At 55.8% G+C, this 17,398-nt stretch carries 15 protein-coding genes; 8 read left to right on the top strand and 7 right to left on the bottom strand.

Going from position 1 to position 17,398, the window contains the following annotated elements; translation table 11 throughout:
* Positions 1-164: 164 nt before the first annotated feature.
* The 3 genes from AAEY27_RS16250 (at position 165) to AAEY27_RS16240 (ending at position 4,626) form a co-directional block, all read left to right on the top strand.
* Positions 165-1,034, top strand: a complete 870-nt coding sequence (locus AAEY27_RS16250) for a helix-turn-helix domain-containing protein (RefSeq protein ID WP_342321767.1) — start codon at positions 165-167, stop codon at positions 1,032-1,034.
* A 96-nt stretch (positions 1,035-1,130) separates the two neighbouring features.
* Entirely contained in the window at positions 1,131-2,867 is a 1,737-nt protein-coding gene (locus AAEY27_RS16245) for an ABC transporter ATP-binding protein (protein ID WP_342321766.1), read from the top strand.
* Positions 2,854-4,626, top strand: a complete 1,773-nt coding sequence (locus AAEY27_RS16240) for an ABC transporter ATP-binding protein (RefSeq protein WP_342321765.1) — start codon at positions 2,854-2,856, stop codon at positions 4,624-4,626. The genes AAEY27_RS16245 and AAEY27_RS16240 overlap by 14 nt, the downstream gene beginning before the upstream one ends.
* On the opposite strand, the gene lpxH is transcribed toward AAEY27_RS16240, so the two are convergent.
* Both lpxH and ppiB read right to left on the bottom strand, forming a co-directional pair.
* A complete protein-coding gene (lpxH, locus tag AAEY27_RS16235) occupies positions 4,573-5,295 on the bottom strand; it encodes a UDP-2,3-diacylglucosamine diphosphatase (RefSeq protein WP_342321764.1) in 723 nt (240 codons plus the stop codon). The genes AAEY27_RS16240 and lpxH overlap by 54 nt on opposite strands.
* A gap of 3 nt (positions 5,296-5,298) precedes the next feature.
* Positions 5,299-5,793 (bottom strand): peptidylprolyl isomerase B, encoded by a 495-nt coding sequence (ppiB, locus tag AAEY27_RS16230; protein ID WP_342321762.1) that lies wholly within the window; start codon positions 5,791-5,793, stop codon positions 5,299-5,301.
* A gap of 173 nt (positions 5,794-5,966) precedes the next feature.
* Here ppiB and cysS point away from each other — a divergent pair, with 173 nt between their 5' ends.
* A complete protein-coding gene (gene cysS / locus AAEY27_RS16225; protein WP_342321761.1) occupies positions 5,967-7,352 on the top strand; it encodes a cysteine--tRNA ligase in 1,386 nt (461 codons plus the stop codon).
* A gap of 153 nt (positions 7,353-7,505) precedes the next feature.
* Here cysS and AAEY27_RS16220 read toward each other — a convergent pair whose 3' ends face one another.
* Positions 7,506-8,027: a metal-dependent hydrolase gene (locus AAEY27_RS16220; RefSeq protein ID WP_342321760.1), complete on the bottom strand. Its 522-nt coding sequence runs from the start codon at positions 8,025-8,027 to the stop codon at positions 7,506-7,508.
* 205 nt (positions 8,028-8,232) lie between these two features.
* On the opposite strand from AAEY27_RS16220, the gene AAEY27_RS16215 reads away from it, so the two are divergent.
* Complete coding sequence (locus tag AAEY27_RS16215) at positions 8,233-8,976, top strand: SDR family oxidoreductase (protein WP_342321759.1); 744 nt, start codon at positions 8,233-8,235, stop codon at positions 8,974-8,976.
* Here the strand turns inward: AAEY27_RS16215 and malI are convergent, their stop codons facing one another.
* The 4 genes from malI to folD form a co-directional block, all read right to left on the bottom strand.
* Positions 8,977-9,993, bottom strand: coding sequence for a Mal regulon transcriptional regulator MalI (gene malI / locus AAEY27_RS16210; RefSeq protein ID WP_342321758.1), 1,017 nt, complete (start codon positions 9,991-9,993; stop codon positions 8,977-8,979). It lies immediately after the preceding gene.
* A gap of 60 nt (positions 9,994-10,053) precedes the next feature.
* A complete protein-coding gene (locus tag AAEY27_RS16205; protein ID WP_342321756.1) occupies positions 10,054-11,553 on the bottom strand; it encodes a PTS transporter subunit EIIC in 1,500 nt (499 codons plus the stop codon).
* A 303-nt stretch (positions 11,554-11,856) separates the two neighbouring features.
* Entirely contained in the window at positions 11,857-12,069 is a 213-nt protein-coding gene (gene ybcJ, locus AAEY27_RS16200; RefSeq protein ID WP_342321755.1) for a ribosome-associated protein YbcJ, read from the bottom strand.
* A gap of 1 nt (position 12,070) precedes the next feature.
* Complete coding sequence (gene folD, locus AAEY27_RS16195; protein ID WP_342321754.1) at positions 12,071-12,937, bottom strand: bifunctional methylenetetrahydrofolate dehydrogenase/methenyltetrahydrofolate cyclohydrolase FolD; 867 nt, start codon at positions 12,935-12,937, stop codon at positions 12,071-12,073.
* Positions 12,938-13,466: 529 nt separating this feature from the next.
* On the opposite strand from folD, the gene fimA reads away from it, so the two are divergent.
* From fimA to AAEY27_RS16180, 3 genes are all read left to right on the top strand, one after another.
* Positions 13,467-14,021, top strand: a complete 555-nt coding sequence (gene fimA / locus AAEY27_RS16190) for a type 1 fimbrial major subunit FimA (RefSeq protein WP_342321753.1) — start codon at positions 13,467-13,469, stop codon at positions 14,019-14,021.
* Between the two features lie 110 nt (positions 14,022-14,131).
* Positions 14,132-14,827, top strand: a complete 696-nt coding sequence (fimC, locus tag AAEY27_RS16185) for a type 1 fimbria chaperone FimC (protein ID WP_342321752.1) — start codon at positions 14,132-14,134, stop codon at positions 14,825-14,827.
* Between the two features lie 17 nt (positions 14,828-14,844).
* The gene (locus tag AAEY27_RS16180) at positions 14,845-17,397 is read left to right on the top strand and encodes a fimbrial biogenesis usher protein (protein WP_342321751.1); all 2,553 of its coding nucleotides are present in this window, start codon (positions 14,845-14,847) and stop codon (positions 17,395-17,397) included.
* The last annotated feature ends 1 nt before the right edge of the window (position 17,398 follow it).

Genomic DNA, 17,398 nt, shown 5'->3' with positions numbered 1-17,398 from the left:
TGTTCGCTGGCGAAATTCGCTACGCAGAAGGTGTCCAAAATTCACCGCTTCTTTACGACGTCATCGCCTGGCGCACTGCCCTTCGCGATTGCACGTTCGGGTTCGCTATTGCATCATCCGGCTTAATAACAACCATTATCATCTTTGTGGCGCAAGGAACCGCGATGAATCAACGTACAATGCCCGGCATGCGATGCAGGGTGCTGTCGCCGCGCATTCGCCTGACGGCGATTTGCACGACGCTCAGCAATGACAAAGTGGTGCGCGGCGATTTTCCGGCGCATTTCTCGCTGGTGCTGATGCGTGAAGGGGCAGGCACTTTCCAGCTTAACCAGCAAAAGGTGCAGCAGTTCGGCGCCAACACACTGCTGATCTCCTGTTCGGCAGTGTCATGCAGCGGGTTCGATTTTTTCCCCCGCAACCACTTTTACGATCTGCTGATCGTCGACTTTGAACCCGCGCTGCTCAATACGCTCTATGCCGCTGCGTTACCGCTGCCGGAAGAGGGCGGGCGCGTGTTTAGCGCGGCGCTGAATCACGCATTGCAGGAACAATTGCGCCAGATATTGCTGGCGTGGAATGACGAAAGTGCGCTGGGGACGTTACGGCTGGAAAGCCTGGCGCTCGGTGCTTTATGGGAAGCACTGCGCGGTGTTGATTTGTTCGCCGCCAGCCCGGCGCCGACGCGGGAGTTGCAAAGCCGTGACCGAAGGCGGCTGATCGCGGCACGCGATTATGTGCGCGAGCATGCTACGCAGGTGCAGTCGATGGGGGAAATCGCCCAGATTTGTGGGCTCAGTTTGATGGCTCTCAAGCGCGGCTTTCCAGCGATGTTTGGCATCACGCTATGGAACTACGTGATCCAAAGGCGGCTGGAACATGCCCGTCATCTGCTGGGAGATCGGCTTTCGCTGCAAGAGGTTGCTGTCCAGAGCGGCTTTAGCCACGCCAGCCACTTAAACCGTTTTTTCCGCCAGCAATTTGGTATGACGCCGGGAGCGTACCGTAAAAACCACGCGCCTCCCGCCGGGTGACGCGCAAAACGCACGGCGTCGCCCGCTTTTTTTCATAACAGGGAACGCCAGATGTCACACGTTAGTCCTCCTTCCGTTCCCACGGGAGGAACCGCCATGAACTCGCCGTCTCACCTTTTACTGACGCTGATTGCCGGGCAGCGCGCCGGGCTAATCGCCGCGATGTTGTTGGCGGCGCTGTCGGTTATCAGTGAATTGCTGCCCTGGTATTTGCTCTGGCAAGCCGTTCAGCACCCGGAAAATTTGCTGGAGTTGGCCGCCTGGTTAGCGCTGGCGCTGGGGGTGAAATATCTGCTGTTGGCGATCGCCGGGTGGTTTAGCCATCGGGCGGCGTTTCGCGTACTTTACGATGTGCGCATGGCTGTCGCGCGCGGGCTGACGCGCCTGCCCTTAAGCCAGCTTTCGACCTACGCTTCCGGCAGTTTGCGCAATATCGTGATCAACGATGTCGAACGGCTGGAAGGGTTTATCGCTCACCATACGGTGGATTTCACCGCCGCATTACTCAGCCCGTTAGTGGCCGCTGCGTTTCTCTTCTGGAGCGACTGGCAAATGGCGCTGGCTGCGCTGGCAACGGTTCCGCTGGCGTTGTTGGCGCAGAAAATCGCCATGCGCGGCATGGCTGAGCGGGTCGCGGAATATAACGCGGCGACCAGTAAGCTGAACGCCGCGATTGTGGAATATGTGCGCGGCATTCCGGTGATGAAGGCGTTTTGCCAGAGCAGTCGCGCCTTTCGCCTGCTGAACGATAGCCTCGAACAGTACCGCGCGCTGATCACCCGTTTTACGCACAGTGCGGTGCCCGGTTGGTCGCTGTTTACGGTGCTGCTCAATGCCAGCATCTTTATTTTGCTGCCGCTGGGGATCTGGCGGGTAAGCCACGGCGGCCTGACGGTGGCGCAGTTAATCCTGATTTTACTGCTCGGGAGCGGGCTGATTCAGCCGCTATTGCGCGTAACGTTTATGGCCTCTCTGATCCGCGAAATGCTGGCGGGCGTGGCGCGCATCGCTGTCTTTTTGCAACCTGCCGCAAGCAATGACGATCCGACGCCTGCCGACCTCCGCTTGCAGGTTAGCCATGTGTATTTTGGCTACCCCGGCAGCCCCATTCTCAACGATCTCTCTTTTACCCTTTCGCCGGGCGGGTTTTACGCGCTGGTGGGGCCGTCCGGCGCGGGGAAATCGACCCTCGCCTGGTTGATGGCCGGTCTATTGTCGCCCGACAAAGGCGAAATCACGCTGGGCGGCGTGGCGGTTGACCGCCTTTCTGATGCTCGCCGCGCGCAGTTGCTGGGGATGGTCAGCCAGGAGGTGTTTATTTTTCGCGGCACGTTGGCGGAAAACCTGCGGCTTGGCTGCCCGTCGGCCAGCGATGAGCAAATCTGGCAGGCGCTGGGTGTTGCACAGGCACAGGCGTTTGTTGCGGCGCTACCGCAAGGCCTGCAAACCCTGGTTGGCGAGCGGGGCGTGAGCCTTTCAGGCGGCGAACGTCAGCGGATTGCCATTGCGCGAGCGCTACTGGCGCAACCGACAATACTCATTCTCGATGAAGCCACGGCGTTCGCCGATGCGCTGACCGAAAACGCGTTTTATCTCGCTCTGCGCAAGACCTGGCCTGCGATGACCGTGGTGGCCATTGCCCACCGGCTCTTCGCCGTGCAGCACGCCGAGGCTATTTTGCTGCTCGATAACGGTGAACTGGTCGCGCTTGGCGACCATCCGGCGTTATTGCGCGACAGCCCGCTGTATCGGGATTTGTGGCACAGCCAGTTTCGCTTACAGCAGTGGCATATTCGTGATCAACAACAGGAGGCAGCGGGTGCAAGGGCTTAGCGGGTTATTACGTTATTCACAACAGGGGCGTCGCCAGTTTTTACGCGGCATTGCGCTGCGCACGCTGGCGCAGTTGTTTACGGTGTTGCCGTTTTTTATCGCCTGGCTTGCCCTTGGCGATTTGCAGTGGGGCGGCGGGGGCTGGAGCCAGTGGAGCTGGCTCGCTGCCGGGCTGGGCATTTGCCTGCTGGCGCAACTGGTGTTCTCCCATTTTGGTCAACTGGACTGTTTTCTTGGCAGCTACGCGTTGATGAGCCAGTACCGTCAGGCGCTGGCCGAGCATTTACGGCGTTTGCCGCTCGGCTGGTTTCAGCGGCATCGGGTTGGTTCAACCTCGGCGCTGCTGACCGACCAAGTGAAACGGGTGGAAGAGATTTTCTCGCATATGCTGCCGGAAGTGGTGCTGGGGCTGGTCACGCCGCTACTGTTTGCAATGCTGCTAATGCTGGTCGACCCGTGGCTCACGCTGGCGCTGTTTGCCACCGTGATTCCTGGCGCGTTGCTGCTGTGGCTGATGACCCATTTCCTGCTGCGCGGCGCGTGTGAGCAGGGGCAGCGGTTTGCCATCGCCTCCGGCTTGCTGGTCGAGTTTGTTAGCGGTATCAAAACCCTGCGTTTGTTTAACCGCCATCAACAGATGCTGGTGCGCCTCGATGAGACATTTGCCGATATCCGCCGTGCGAGTATGGGGATGGAAGCCTGGGGAGGTGGCGGTGTGCTGCTGTTTCGCCTGCTGGCAGAAAGCGGGTTAGTAGTGATGTTTATCACCGCCGCCGCACTGTGGCAGCAAGACGCGCTACCGCCAGCGACATGGCTGCTGTTTGTGCTGGTGGGGTACAAAGTGATTAGCCCGCTGCTGGACGCGGCGGCGTGGTTTACGTTGCTGCGGGTGATGCGGCAATCAGCGGCAAAACTGGACGCGTTAATGGCCGAACCCACGCAGCCGGAGGAGGGCAATGGTTCCACCACGCAAGGGAACAGCGTTCGTTTTGAGAAGGTGAGTTTCGCCTACGATAGTCAGCCGGTGGTCAGCGATATCTCCTTCACTGCCCCGGAAGGTAGCGTGACGGCGCTGGTGGGGCCCTCCGGCAGCGGCAAAAGCACGTTGCTGCATTTGTTGGGCGGTTTCTGGTCGCCGCAGCAGGGTGAAATATCGCTCGGCGGTGTTGCGTTGGCGAAACTCGGCGCGCGCGAACTGCACCAGCGTATGGGGTATGTGATGCAGGATGTGCAGCTGTTTGATGGCTCGGTGCTGGACAATGTGCGCATTGGCAACCCGCAGGCCAATGATGAACAGATAATTGAAGCCTGCCGCCAGGCCTGGTGCCAGGAATTCATCGAGCGGCTGCCACAGGGTTACCACACGCGATTGGGCGAGGGTGCGCAGCGGCTTTCCGGCGGTGAGCGTCAGCGGCTGTCGATTGCGCGGATGATGTTAAAAGATCCGGCGATCATCATTCTCGACGAAGCCACAGCCCTGCTGGACCCGCTTTCTCAGGCGCAGGTGCAAATGGCGCTCAGCAAGCTGGCGCGTGGGAAAACGGTATTGATGATCGCCCATCGTCTGCGCACCGTTGAATTCGCGTCGCAGATTTTAGTGCTGGAGAATGGCCGGATTGTGGAACGAGGCACGCATACGCACTTGCTGGCGAAGGGCGGGCTTTACGCCCGTTTATGGCAGGCGCAGGAGCAAGAGCGAACGCTGTCAGAAGGGAAAAGGGATCAGCTCAACGTCGGTTTCGCTGACGCGCACCATTGACCCTTCGCTGTGCCACGCCCCTAATACTACGCGGTACGCCGGGGCGTGATTCGCGGTGAGTTCATGCACGGCCGGGCGATGGGTGTGACCGTGGATCAGCCACTGAACGTGATGTTTTTCCATGGCGTCAACCACCGCCTGTTGAGTCACATCCATCATTTCCAGCGTCTTGCTGTTATTCGAGGCGCTGCTTCCGGCACGCATTTTCGCGGCCACGCGATGGCGAATAAACAGCGGCAGGGCGAGAAACAGGGTTTGCAGCCACGGCTGATGCACTCTGGCGCGTAACGCCTGGTAGTCCACATCGTCTGTACAGAGCGTGTCGCCGTGCATAATCAGCACCTTGCGACCATAAAGATCAAGCACCTGCTCTTGCGGCAGTAATTGCATACCGCTGGCGCGGGCGAAGCGTTTGCCGAGCAGAAAATCGCGGTTGCCATGAATGAAATAGCAAGGCACACCGTTGTCGACGAGGGATTTGATCGCTTCGGCGATTTGCTGGTGCAGCGGGTTGGGATCGTCGTCGCCAATCCACGCTTCAAACAGATCGCCCAGAATATAGAGCGCATCCGCTTCGCGCGCGGTGCTCGCTAAAAAGCGCAGAAAACCGGCGGTGATTGCCGGTTCTTCTGTGTGCAGATGCAGGTCTGCGATAAAGAGTGTCGCCACGAATTACTCGCTGACGTCCACGCTTTCGATGGTAACGTCTTCTTTCGGTACGTCTTGATGCATACCGCTGCGGCCGGTGGACACCGCTTTGATTTTGTCGACCACGTCCATCCCTTCAACCACTTCTGCGAACACGCAGTAACCCCAACCTTGCAGGTTCTCGCCGCTGAAGTTCAGGAAGTCGTTGTCAGCGACGTTAATGAAGAACTGCGCGGTGGCGGAGTGCGGCGCCTGAGTACGGGCCATTGCCAGCGTACCACGGGTGTTTTTCAGGCCGTTGTTGGCTTCGTTTTGGATTGGATCTTTGGTGACTTTCTGATTCATGCCCGGTTCAAAACCGCCGCCCTGAATCATAAAACCGTTAATGACACGGTGGAAAATGGTGTTGTTGTAGAAACCTTCACGGCAATAGTCCAGGAAGTTTTTAACTGTTTCAGGCGCTTTGTCATCGAAGGTTTTGATTACGATGTCGCCGTGATTAGTGTGGAAAGTGACCATTATTGCATCCTGTTCTGATAGTGTGGTGCTGCGACCCGGATGTGGGCCAGAGATAGTCGCCTGTTATAGCATAACCGCGAGGCTGGATCACCTTGCAAAGTGTGCTGCTTCGGGTTTGAATTACAGGTAATATAAGCGGTTTTCATTCCACACACGTCTACACGGAATCTTCGATGTTAAAAATCTTTAATACACTGACGCGCCAAAAAGAGGAATTCAAACCTATCCATGCCGGGGAAGTCGGCATGTACGTGTGTGGTATCACTGTCTACGATCTCTGTCATATTGGTCATGGCCGTACGTTTGTCGCTTTCGATGTGGTATCCCGTTATCTGCGTTTTCTTGGCTATAAGCTGAAATACGTGCGCAACATCACCGATATCGACGACAAAATCATTAAGCGCGCTAATGAAAACGGCGAAAGCTTTGTCGCGCTGGTCGACCGGATGATCGTTGAGATGCATAAGGATTTTGACGCGCTCAATATCCTGCGCCCGGACAACGAACCGCGCGCCACACACCATATTCACGAAATTATTGAACTCACTGAACGTCTTTTGGAACGCGGTCACGCTTACGTGGCGGAAAACGGCGATGTGATGTTCTCCGTGCCGACGGATCCGACTTACGGCCAGCTTTCGCGCCAGGATCTGGATCAATTGCAAGCCGGTGCGCGTGTTGAAGTTGCCGAAGTGAAGCGTAATCCGATGGATTTCGTGTTGTGGAAAATGTCCAAGCCGGGCGAACCGAGCTGGCAATCGCCGTGGGGTGAAGGGCGTCCTGGCTGGCACATTGAGTGCTCGGCGATGAACTGCAAACAACTGGGTTCGCATTTTGATATTCACGGCGGCGGCTCGGATTTGATGTTCCCGCACCATGAAAACGAAATTGCCCAGTCCACTTGCGCGCACGATGGCGAATACGTCAATTACTGGATGCACTCCGGCATGGTGATGGTTGACCGCGAGAAGATGTCAAAATCCCTCGGCAACTTCTTTACCGTGCGCGACGTGCTGAAGTATTACGACGCGGAAACCATCCGTTACTTCTTGATGTCTGGTCACTATCGCAGCCAACTGAACTACAGCGAGGAAAACCTCAAACAGGCGCGTTCCGCGCTGGAGCGCTTGTACACCGCGCTGCGCGGGACGGATGCGTCGGTGCCCGCAGAAGGTGGCGAAGCGTTTGAAGCGCGTTTTGTCGACGCGATGAACGATGACTTCAATACGCCGGAAGCTTACTCGGCGCTGTTTGATATGGCGCGCGAAGTGAACCGCCTGAAAACGGAAGATGCCCACGCGGCGAATGCGCTGGCGTCACATATGCGCAAACTGGCGGGTGTGCTGGGTTTGTTGGAGCAGGATCCGGATCTGTTCTTGCAAAGCGGCGCGCAGGCGGATGACGGTGAAGTCGTGGAGATCGAGCAGCTGATCCAACAACGTCTGGACGCACGTAAAGCGAAGGATTGGGCGGCAGCCGATGCGGCGCGCGATCGTCTCAATGAGATGGGAATTGTGCTGGAAGATGGCCCGCAGGGCACAACCTGGCGTCGTAAGTAACAGCATAAAAACGGCTACGGGTTAATCGTATACCGTATACGTTCGCCGGATGGCGGCTTCGCCTTATCCGGCCTACTCCTGGCCTATCATTCCACGTGAGCCAGGTAGGCCGGATAAGCGTTCAGCGCGATCCGGCAATCAACCACGTGGCGGTTAACGCCTGCGCCACCACAATAACCCCATCACAATCACCCCTGGCAACCACACCCACATTAACTCTGAAATGATCACCTGGTGCCCGTACGGCGTGGTATAGCGCGACAGCGCGAAGGGCGCGACCTTGATCACCTGCCACGGAGCAAAAAAGCGCTCATCCGACCACGGCCATAACCAGCCAACCCCTTTGCCGCCGGTGGTCACCGAATCCAGCAAACTGTGCGACAACAGCGAAACCGTTAAAAACACCCAACAGCGCGTCAGGCTCGCCTTGAACTTCTTGCGCCCAAGCCAGGTAACCAACAGCGGCACCACAAAGGCGAACAGCAGCGAATGGGTAAACCCGCGATGGCCGAAAATATTGCCGTAGGCAACGCCAAATTTAAACGCCAGCACATCGGCGTCCGGCAGCATGGCTAAGCCCATCCCCGCCAGCAACAAACCTTTTGGGATAACTTTGCTGCCAAGACCCAGCCCCAGACAAAGGGGCACGGCGGCATGAGTAACAATCGTTGGCATGACGTATGTCTCTGGTGAAAAAAGAAATTATAAACGTAGCGTAAACGCGAAGAACTGCTCTGTTATCTGAAACTGTTGTCGTCGGCAGAACGCCTGAATTTTCGCGCCGCTTTTTAGGCCGATGACAATTTACATCAGCCGACAACGGTGTAGTTTGCTAAACACGCTGATTTTGCGTGCAAATCAACTATCAGGAGCGAAGAGAATGGCAAACGTTGCACTGGTTACGGGTGGAAGCAAAGGCATCGGTCTGGCAGCCGCGAAAGCGCTGTATCAAATGGGGTATATGGTGTTTGTCGCAGCCCGCAACGAAGAACAACTGAAAGCGTGTGCGGAGGGCTTTGCTCCTGAACGCTTTATTCCGGTGGTGGCCGACGTTGCCGATCCGGACGCGGTACAACAGCTTTTTGCCCGCATTCGCAAAGATGCCGGTCGCTTGGATGTGTTATTCAATAACGCGGGTAACAATAGCCCGGCCAAATCCATTGAAGAGATCCCTTTTGAGGAGTGGCTGCGGGTGTTTAATGTCAACGTCCACGCCAGCTTTTTGTGCGCGCAAGAGGCGATCAAAATCATGAAAAATCAGCAGCCAATGGGCGGGCGCATTATCAATAACGCGTCGATATCCGCCATGACCCCGCGTTTATATAGCGCGGCTTACACCGCCTCGAAACATGCCATTTCCGGCCTGACAAAATCCATCTCTCTCGATTGCCGCAAATTCAATATCGCCTGCGGGCAAATCAACATTGGCAATGCGGAAACCGAAATGTCCGGGCGCATGCGCAAAGGCGTTTATCAGGCGGATGGCTCGATTCAGGCGGAAGAGATGATGGATGTGGCGGATGTCGCGCAGGCCATCGCCATGATTGCCGCCATGCCGGTAACAACCAATGTGCTGGAAATGACGATTATGGCGAACGGCATGCCCTTCGTCGGGCGCGGTTAATTACGCGGATTCACGCGCGATAAGCTGCCCGGAAAGAGTAATGCGCTGGGTTTGCAACTCGGGATCTTTCAGTTTGCGAATCATCAACCCGGCGGCCTGGCGCCCGGTTTCTTCACTGGCGGAAGAGACATAGGTGAACGACGGGGAGGTGAGATTGACGTGCAGCATATCTTCAAAGCCGATCAGCGCGACCTGCTGCGAGAGAAACACATCTTTGCCGACGGTGCGCCCGGTGTGATGGATCCCGGCAATTGAGCCAATCATCGCATCGGGAGAGTGGCACAGCAGGGCGGTAATGGTGTTGTTCTTTTCCAGTAGTTGTCGGGTGGCATAACTTGCCGCTTCGGTGTCGCCGCTACAGGCCGGGGTGAACTCTTCCCGCAACGCCAGGCCGTATTGCGTCATCGCGCTGCGAAAACCGAGCAGCCGCTGCTGGCGAATCAAATCCCCTTCGATGCCGCCAATATAGGCGATATTGCGATGGCCACGTTCAATCAAATAGCGGGTTGCGAGGTTCGCCGCCTGGCGGTTATCGCGCATCACCAGATTGCATTGCTCGTCCAGCAACGATTGCGACACCACGACTAACGGCAGCGGACACTGGCGAATTTGCGCGGGCAAACTGACGCTGCGCGTGTCTGAGGAAAGGTAAATCACGCCCGCCACGCCCTGCTGTTTAAACGACAACAGGCAGCGTTCCAGATGTTCGCCATCGTTCAGCGGCTGGCCGAGGAACACCATATAGCCCTGTTTTTCCAGCTCCAGCACGATGCTCGCCATCACTTTGATGGAGAAGCTGTCGCTGAAATCGCGCAGGATAAGACCGATAAGGTTCGAGGTGTTGGCGCGCAGGTTGGCGGCGGCGACATTGTGGACATAACCGAGCGCCGTGATTGCCGCGTGGACTCTCTCGATGGTCGCATCGGAAATTTTCCCTTTCTGGCGTAGCACCAGCGAGACGGTGGAAACCGAGACACCCGCCTGTTTTGCGACATCAATGATGCTGACTTTCTTCAATGCTGCTCCCTGAGATCCCTGAAACGGCGCGCCTGTTCGACGCGCCAACCTGGTATCTTATTATTTGCCGATCATGGTGGACATGGTCTGCGCGATAAACTGTGCCCTCGCGCCAAAAATAACCTGGATGCCGCTATCGCCAACAAACACGACGCCGCGCGCGCCTAAGCTGTTCAGGCCATCTTTATCCACCATGTCGCTCTTCGTCACTTCCAGACGCAGACGCGTGATGCACGACCCGACGGAATCAATATTCTGCGCGCCGCCCAGCAAGCCAATAATTTCGGTTGCCAGTTCGCTATCGGTTTTGTCATTCGCCGTGGCGGTGACTTCGGTGCGGCCTGGCGTTTTCACATCGAAGCGGCGGATCACAAAGCGGAAGGTGAAGTAATAAATCAGCGCCATCGGAATGCCGACAATCACCGCATTGAGGAAGTTGGTCTGGTAACCGTTAAACGACGGCAGAATGCCGAACGACAGGTAATCGATAAACCCGGCGGAGAAGGACTTGGCGATGTGCGCGTGCAGCAGGTACATCGTCATATACGCCAGACCGGCCATGATGGCGTTAAAGACGTAGAGGATCGGCGCCACGAAGATAAAGGTGAATTCCACCGGTTCGGTAATCCCGGTCAGGAAACAGGTCAGCGCGGCAGAGAACAGGATGCCGAAGGCAATCTTTTTGTTGCGCGTATGCGCTTCGTGGTACATCGCCAGGCAAGCCGCCGGCAGTGCGAACAGCATCAGCGGGAACTCGCCCTGCATAAATTTCCCGGCGTTCTGGTAGGTGTCGCTGCTGAAGGATTTCACGCCTTCTTCCAGCATTTTGAACCAGATGGTCTGGTCGCCGTGAATCACCTGGCCGGCCTGCGTGGTGTAATCGCCAAACGAGTACCAGAACGACGGATACCAGATATGGTGCAGACCAAGCGGGATCAGCGCGCGTTCAACCAGCCCGAAGATAAAGGTCGATGCCGCTTGATTATCACCATTGACGATAATGGACAGCGCATCAATGCCCGCCTGAATATGTTGCCAGACATACGGCAGCAGCAGGCCGAGGACAAACGACAGAAACGCCGTGGCGATGGCGACAAAACGTTTACCGGAGAAGAAGCCGAGGAATTCCGGCAACTGCATGGTATGGAAACGGTTATAACACCAGGCGGCGAGAATACCGCAAATCAGGCCGCCGAAGACGCCCATCTGCAATGTTGGAATGCCGACGACCATGGCGTATTTACCGCCCTGGGAGGCCATTTCCGGTGTGATGCTTAACATGGTGCTGATGGTGATGTTGGTGACAAATACCGAAACGGCGGCGGAAAGCGCCGCAATCCCGGATTCCGACGCCAGCCCGACCGCAGAGCCGATGGCGAACAGCATCGGCAGGTTATCGAAAATAACCCCACCGGCGTTCATCATCAGCGGTAGGTGGAATTTGTCACCAAAAGCCAGTAATAAGCCCGCAGCAGGCAGCAGTGAAATTGGCAGCATTAGCGCACGGCCAATCATCGATAATTTAGACAGCGATTTAACAAACCCTGATATCAGACTCATGCTGATTTCCCCCGAAGTTGCGCTCTTTATCGCGCTGTTATAGTAAGTAGAACGTTTTAGTAGAACGTTCTACTTATCGTGAGATAAGTCTTAAAGCGCCGCAACTGAATTTTTACATTCGGCCAGAGGAATTAATGATTCTTTGAGGTTGATCGGTCAGAAACCGTGATGAATGCAGGGAGAAGAGGCGCAAAACGCCGGGTCGCGCAAAAGGGAAGGGCTGAGTAGGCCTGGTAAGGCGAAGCCGCCATCAGGCATTTTGCCGGGTGGCGGCTTCGCCTTACCCGGCCTACGGATCTAAACTTATGCGGTGACCGTCAAGCTTTGACCGTCAAAACTCACCGTTTGCCCGGCGACGATTTTGCAGCGTTTGCGCGTTTCGACCACGCCATCAACCTTAACGTAACCCTCGGCGATGGCGATTTTCGCCTGCGCGCCGCTTTCGCTCCAGCCTTCCAGTTTCAGCAGATCGCACAGCTCAACGTGCGGGTGTTTTCCAAGAGAAAATGTTGCCATCTTAATTGCCTTTTACATCATGATATTCTTCACACGCTTGCAACGTGTTCTGGATAAGGGTGGCGACCGTCATTGGGCCAACGCCTCCCGGCACTGGCGTAATATACGCCGCGCGCGCGGCAGCTTCTTCATAAATTACATCGCCAACCACTTTGCCGTTTTCCAGCCGGTTAATCCCGACATCAACCACAATCGCGCCTTCTTTGATCCACTCACCGGGAATAAAGCCCGGTTTACCCACTGCAACGATCAGCAGATCGGCGTTTTCCACATGTTGGCGCAGGTTTTTGGTGAAACGGTGGGTCACGGTGGTGGTACAACCGGCCAGCAGCAGTTCCATGCTCATTGGGCGACCGACGATATTGGATGCGCCAATCACCACGGCATTCAGGCCGAAAGTATCAATGTTGTAACGCTCCAGTAGCGTAACAATGCCGCGCGGCGTGCAAGGACGCAGACGCGGCGCGCGCTGGCACAGACGCCCAACGTTGTAAGGGTGGAAACCATCAACGTCTTTATCCGGCGCAATACGCTCCAGCACTTTCACGTTGTCGATGCCCGCAGGCAGCGGCAACTGCACCAGAATACCGTCGATGGCGGTATCTGCGTTCAGTTTGTCGATAAGCGCCAGCAGTTCTGCTTCGCTGGTGGTTTCAGGGAGATCGTAAGAGCGGGAGATGAAACCCACTTCCTCACAGGCTTTGCGCTTGCTGCCGACATAAATTTGCGATGCCGGGTTGCTGCCAACCAGAACGACCGCCAGGCCCGGAGCGCGAAATCCGGCCGCAACACGCGCGCGAACTTTTTCAGCAACCTCAGAGCGCACCTGCTGCGCAATCGTTTTACCATCAATAATCTTTGCTGCCATCAGAGAGAGGATTCCATCTGTTAAATCGACTAAGGGGGATGCGCGCTATTTTGTCAGAAGCGCGCCGTGCTGTCAGTTACCGTTTGCGGTTTTCGCCCACGGCGGGGATTGCAACCACCAGGAAATCATTCTGCGCATAAAAATTAACAAAATCTCAACAATTCATCACCCCCAGGAAATGCGAGGTGAGGCCCGCGCCCATGCGGGATGAGCGCATATTTTTCCGGACAGAAATAAAATCACACAAGGCTATTTCTTATGTCCCATTAAGAAACCGCTTAGGGAAATTGCAGTATTCACGGATATTTAAATATTCACCATACAGCTATTTTATTTGGGCAGTACATCGTTATGCCTGAAGAGAACAATGATTTCGTATTTCCACTGAATGGGTAAATAGGGCGAAAGGACGCTCTTTTACAGAATATTTTCGGGAAGAAGATAAGTTTCTCCGGCATTCCGTGCCATCTGTCATTACCGGATTTTGGCGGAATGTCGAAACCGAATGCGCATATTACGAGGAATACTCATGAACAATAAATTAACGACCCTTTCTATTGCCGCAAGTTTTATCCTGACTTCGGGGGCAATACAGGCCGCCGAACCGGTGCATATCAGCGGCGGTAATGTTCATTTCGAAGGTGAACTGGTGCATGGTGCTTGCGCGCTCAGCACGCGATCCGGAACCCAGACCGTGCAGCTTGGCTTCTATCGCACTTCGACCTTTACCAAAATCGGCGATACCACGCCGTCAGTGCCGTTCAGCCTGATAGTGAACGAGTGCGATCAAAGCATTGCTTCGACGGCGTCCGTTGCGTTTTCCGGCCGGGCAGACGCGCGAGATTCCTCGTTGCTATCCCTCTCTTCGGTCAACAACGGCGCTTCCGCCACCGGCGTGGGTATTGAAATCCTTGATGCCACCTCAAAGCCGCTGAAGCCTGACGGCGCGACCTTCTCGAATACGCAGCCGCTGGTTGGTGGTACCAATACGCTACGCTTCTCGGCGCGCTACAAAGCGACGGCGGCAACGGCAACGGCAGGCCAGGCGAACGCTGACGCCACGTTTATTATGAAATATGAGTGAACATTGAAAGGCAGGGGTAACGCGGGTTACGGAGCGCTTATTTCCTGATGTCTGCTTATCCCTGCTTTATTTTTCTGGTTATCACCTTGAATAAAAGAGTCATTTTCACCATGAATTCGTTTATTAAATTGGGCTGGAGTATTGGCTTTTTAATGATTATTGCACTGCCTGTAAAAGCCGACGGTGGAATTGCCTTAGGGGCCACCCGGGTTATTTATCCGGCACAGGCTAAACAAACCTCGCTCGCTATCAATAACAGCGATAGCCGCGCACGTTTTTTGATTAATTCATGGATTGAAAATGAACGTGGGGAAAAAGAAAAAACCTTTGTAGTGACGCCACCCTTATTTGTCAGTGAACCGAAAAGTGAAAACACATTGCGTATTATTTATGCCGGAAAAGCGCTGCCTACCGATCGCGAATCCCTGTTCTGGATGAACGTGAAAGCGATCCCGTCGATAGAAAAAGAGCAAGGCGCGGGGAAAAATGTCCTTAACCTCGCCATCCTCTCGCGCATCAAGCTGTTTGTGCGCCCGCAAGGTTTGCCCGGTACATCGAAGGATGCGCCGGAACAACTGCAATTTTCCCGCGTGGCTAACCACCTGAAAATCACCAATCCCTCTGCTTATTACATCTCGTTGGTGAATGTGCACATCAACCACCAAAAAATAGACAACATCATGGTGGCACCGAAAAACAGTACCCAGATAATGCTCCCGGCGAATGCGCGAGGCGGCGTGACTTTTCAGACGGTCAATGATCACGGTGCGTTGACGGCAATGAAAACCGCCAGCTTGCCCCAATGATGTGGGCGAAAAAAGCCATGATTCTTCCCCCCCAATTTTTCTCTCCCGGTCGGCTCGCGTTCTCAGTTTTGGCGGCTTTTTACCCAGTGGTGAGCGGTGCTGAACGCTACTTCAATCCGGCATTTTTGTCCGCCGATACCGCAGGCGTCGCGGACTTGTCACGCTTCGAAAAAGGTCATCAGTCGCCTGGCGTTTATCGCGTGGATATCTGGCGAAATAACGAATTTATCGCCACCCAGGATCAGCGTTTTGACACCAGCGAGCACGCTGCGGCGCAGGGAGCATCAGGCGGGTTAAGCCCCTGTTTTAGCCTGAGCGAGGTCAAGCGGCTTGGCGTGAATGTGCAGGCTTTCCCGGCGCTCGCCACGTCAGTGCAGGGCGACTGTATTGATCTGCGCGAGGCGATCCCCGGCGCCGAGATCACGTTTTATTTCTCAGCAATGCGTCTGGATATCAACTTGCCGCAGGCCGCGATGCACAACCGCGCGCGGGGGGATATTCCGCCGGAAGAGTGGGATGACGGCATTCCCGCCGCGCTGCTGAATTACACCTTTACCGGCAGCCGCAGCAGCGCTAATGACAGCTATTTTTTGAACCTGCAAAACGGGCTGAATTACGGCCCATGGCGGTTGCGAAACGACAGCGCATGGAATTCATCTAACGGCGACGGTAATCACGCGCATCGCTGGAAAAACATTGCCAGTTGGCTACAGCGCGCGATTGTACCGCTGAAAAGCGAGCTGGTGGCGGGCGACAGTAATACCAGCAATGAGCTGTTCGACAGCCTCGGGTTTCGCGGTCTGCGTCTCTTTTCCGCTGACATGATGTACCCCGACAGCCTGCAAGGCTATGCACCAACGGTGCGCGGGATTGCCCGCACGCCAGCCCAGCTTACGATCCGCCAGAACGGTTTTGTCATTTATCAGAGCTATGTTTCCGCCGGGCCGTTTGCCGTTACCGATCTGAATCAGAGCTCATCCAGTGGCGATCTTGACGTCACCGTGGAAGAGAAAGACGGAAGCGTACAAGAGTACACGGTGCCGTATGCCACCGTGCCGCTGTTGCAGCGCGAAGGGCGCATCAAATATGACCTGATGGCGGGGGATTACCGCAGTGGCAACGATCAACAAGACTCTCCCTTCTTCGCGCAGGGCACGATTATTGGCGGGTTGCCGCGCGGTTACACCGTCTATGGCGGGACACAAATTGCCGGGCGCTATAAGGCGTTTGCCGCAGGCGTGGGCAAAAATCTCGGCGAGTTGGGCGCACTGTCGTTTGATGTGACCCATGCGCGCAGCCAATTGACGGACGACAGCACGCACCAGGGCGAGGCGCTGCGTTTTATGTATGCCAAATCACTCAGTCAATACGATACGCACATTCAACTGTTGGCCTGGCATTACTCCACGCAGGGATTTTATACGCTGAGTGATGTCGCTTACCGCAACATGGAAGGGTATGAATATGACGAGAACAGTAACGGCGAGCAGGTGATCCGCGACTATCACAATCTCAGCAACAACAAGAAACGACGCTTACAGGTAAATCTTACGCATAACTTCGCCGATTACGGCTCGCTGTATATCTCCGGTAGCCAGCAAACATACTGGAATCACAACAACGCGAATCTTTGGTTCCAGGTGGGGTACGCCGACGCCTGGCACGGTATCAGCTACTCGCTTTCCTGGTCCTGGAGCCAGTCGCCAGGCTTCAGCGGTGCTGAACAAATCGCTGCGCTCAATGTGTCAGTCCCGTTGAGTGCATTCAACCCCAGCCATAACAGCGTGTATGTCCGCTTCAATGCCAACCGCAACAGCAACGGGCAAAACAGCTGGCAGAGCGGCATTGGCGGTACGCTGCTCGAAGGCCGCAACCTGAGTTACAACGTCAACCAGGGAAGCAGCAGCACCAATGGTTACAGCGGTAGCGCCAGCACGCACTTGCAGGCGGCCTGGGGCGCGCTGAGCATGGGGTATAACTACGACAAAACCCAGCATGAGTACAACTGGCAGCTCGGCGGCGGCGTCGTCGCCCATGCCGATGGCGTTACCTTCAGCCAACCGCTTGGCGATACCAATGTGCTGATCAAAGCGCCGGGCGCGCGCGGTGTGCGGGTCGAAAACCAGACCGGCATAGTCACCGACTGGCGAGGCTATGCCGTGATGCCCTACGCCACGGTGTACCGCTATAACCGTATCGCGCTTGATACAAAAACCATGAACCACAACACCGATGTGGAAAGCAGCGTCAGCAACGTGGTACCGACACAAGGCGCGCTGGTGCGGGCCAACTTCGATACCCACATTGGCGTGCGGGCGTTGCTCACGGTGATGCGCGGCAACCGACCGGTGCCGTTTGGTTCATTGGTGCGCGAAATCACAAGCGGTGTCACCAGCATGGTGGGCGAAGACGGTCAAACCTATCTAAGCGGCTTGCCATTGCGCGGCAAATTACTGGTGCAATGGGGGGAAGAAGAACCTTCTCGCTGCGTGGCCCCGTACTCGTTACCGGCCTCCAGCCTGCGCCAGGCAGTAACCATGGCGAGCGCGCGCTGTGAGCGCAAGGGGTAAC

Source organism: Kosakonia sp. BYX6 (assembly GCF_038449125.1).
Taxonomy (GTDB): Bacteria; Pseudomonadota; Gammaproteobacteria; order Enterobacterales; family Enterobacteriaceae; genus Kosakonia; species Kosakonia calanthes.
The sequence above is the reverse complement of the archived record's forward strand: the minus strand, read 5'-3'. Positions and strand labels throughout refer to the sequence as shown.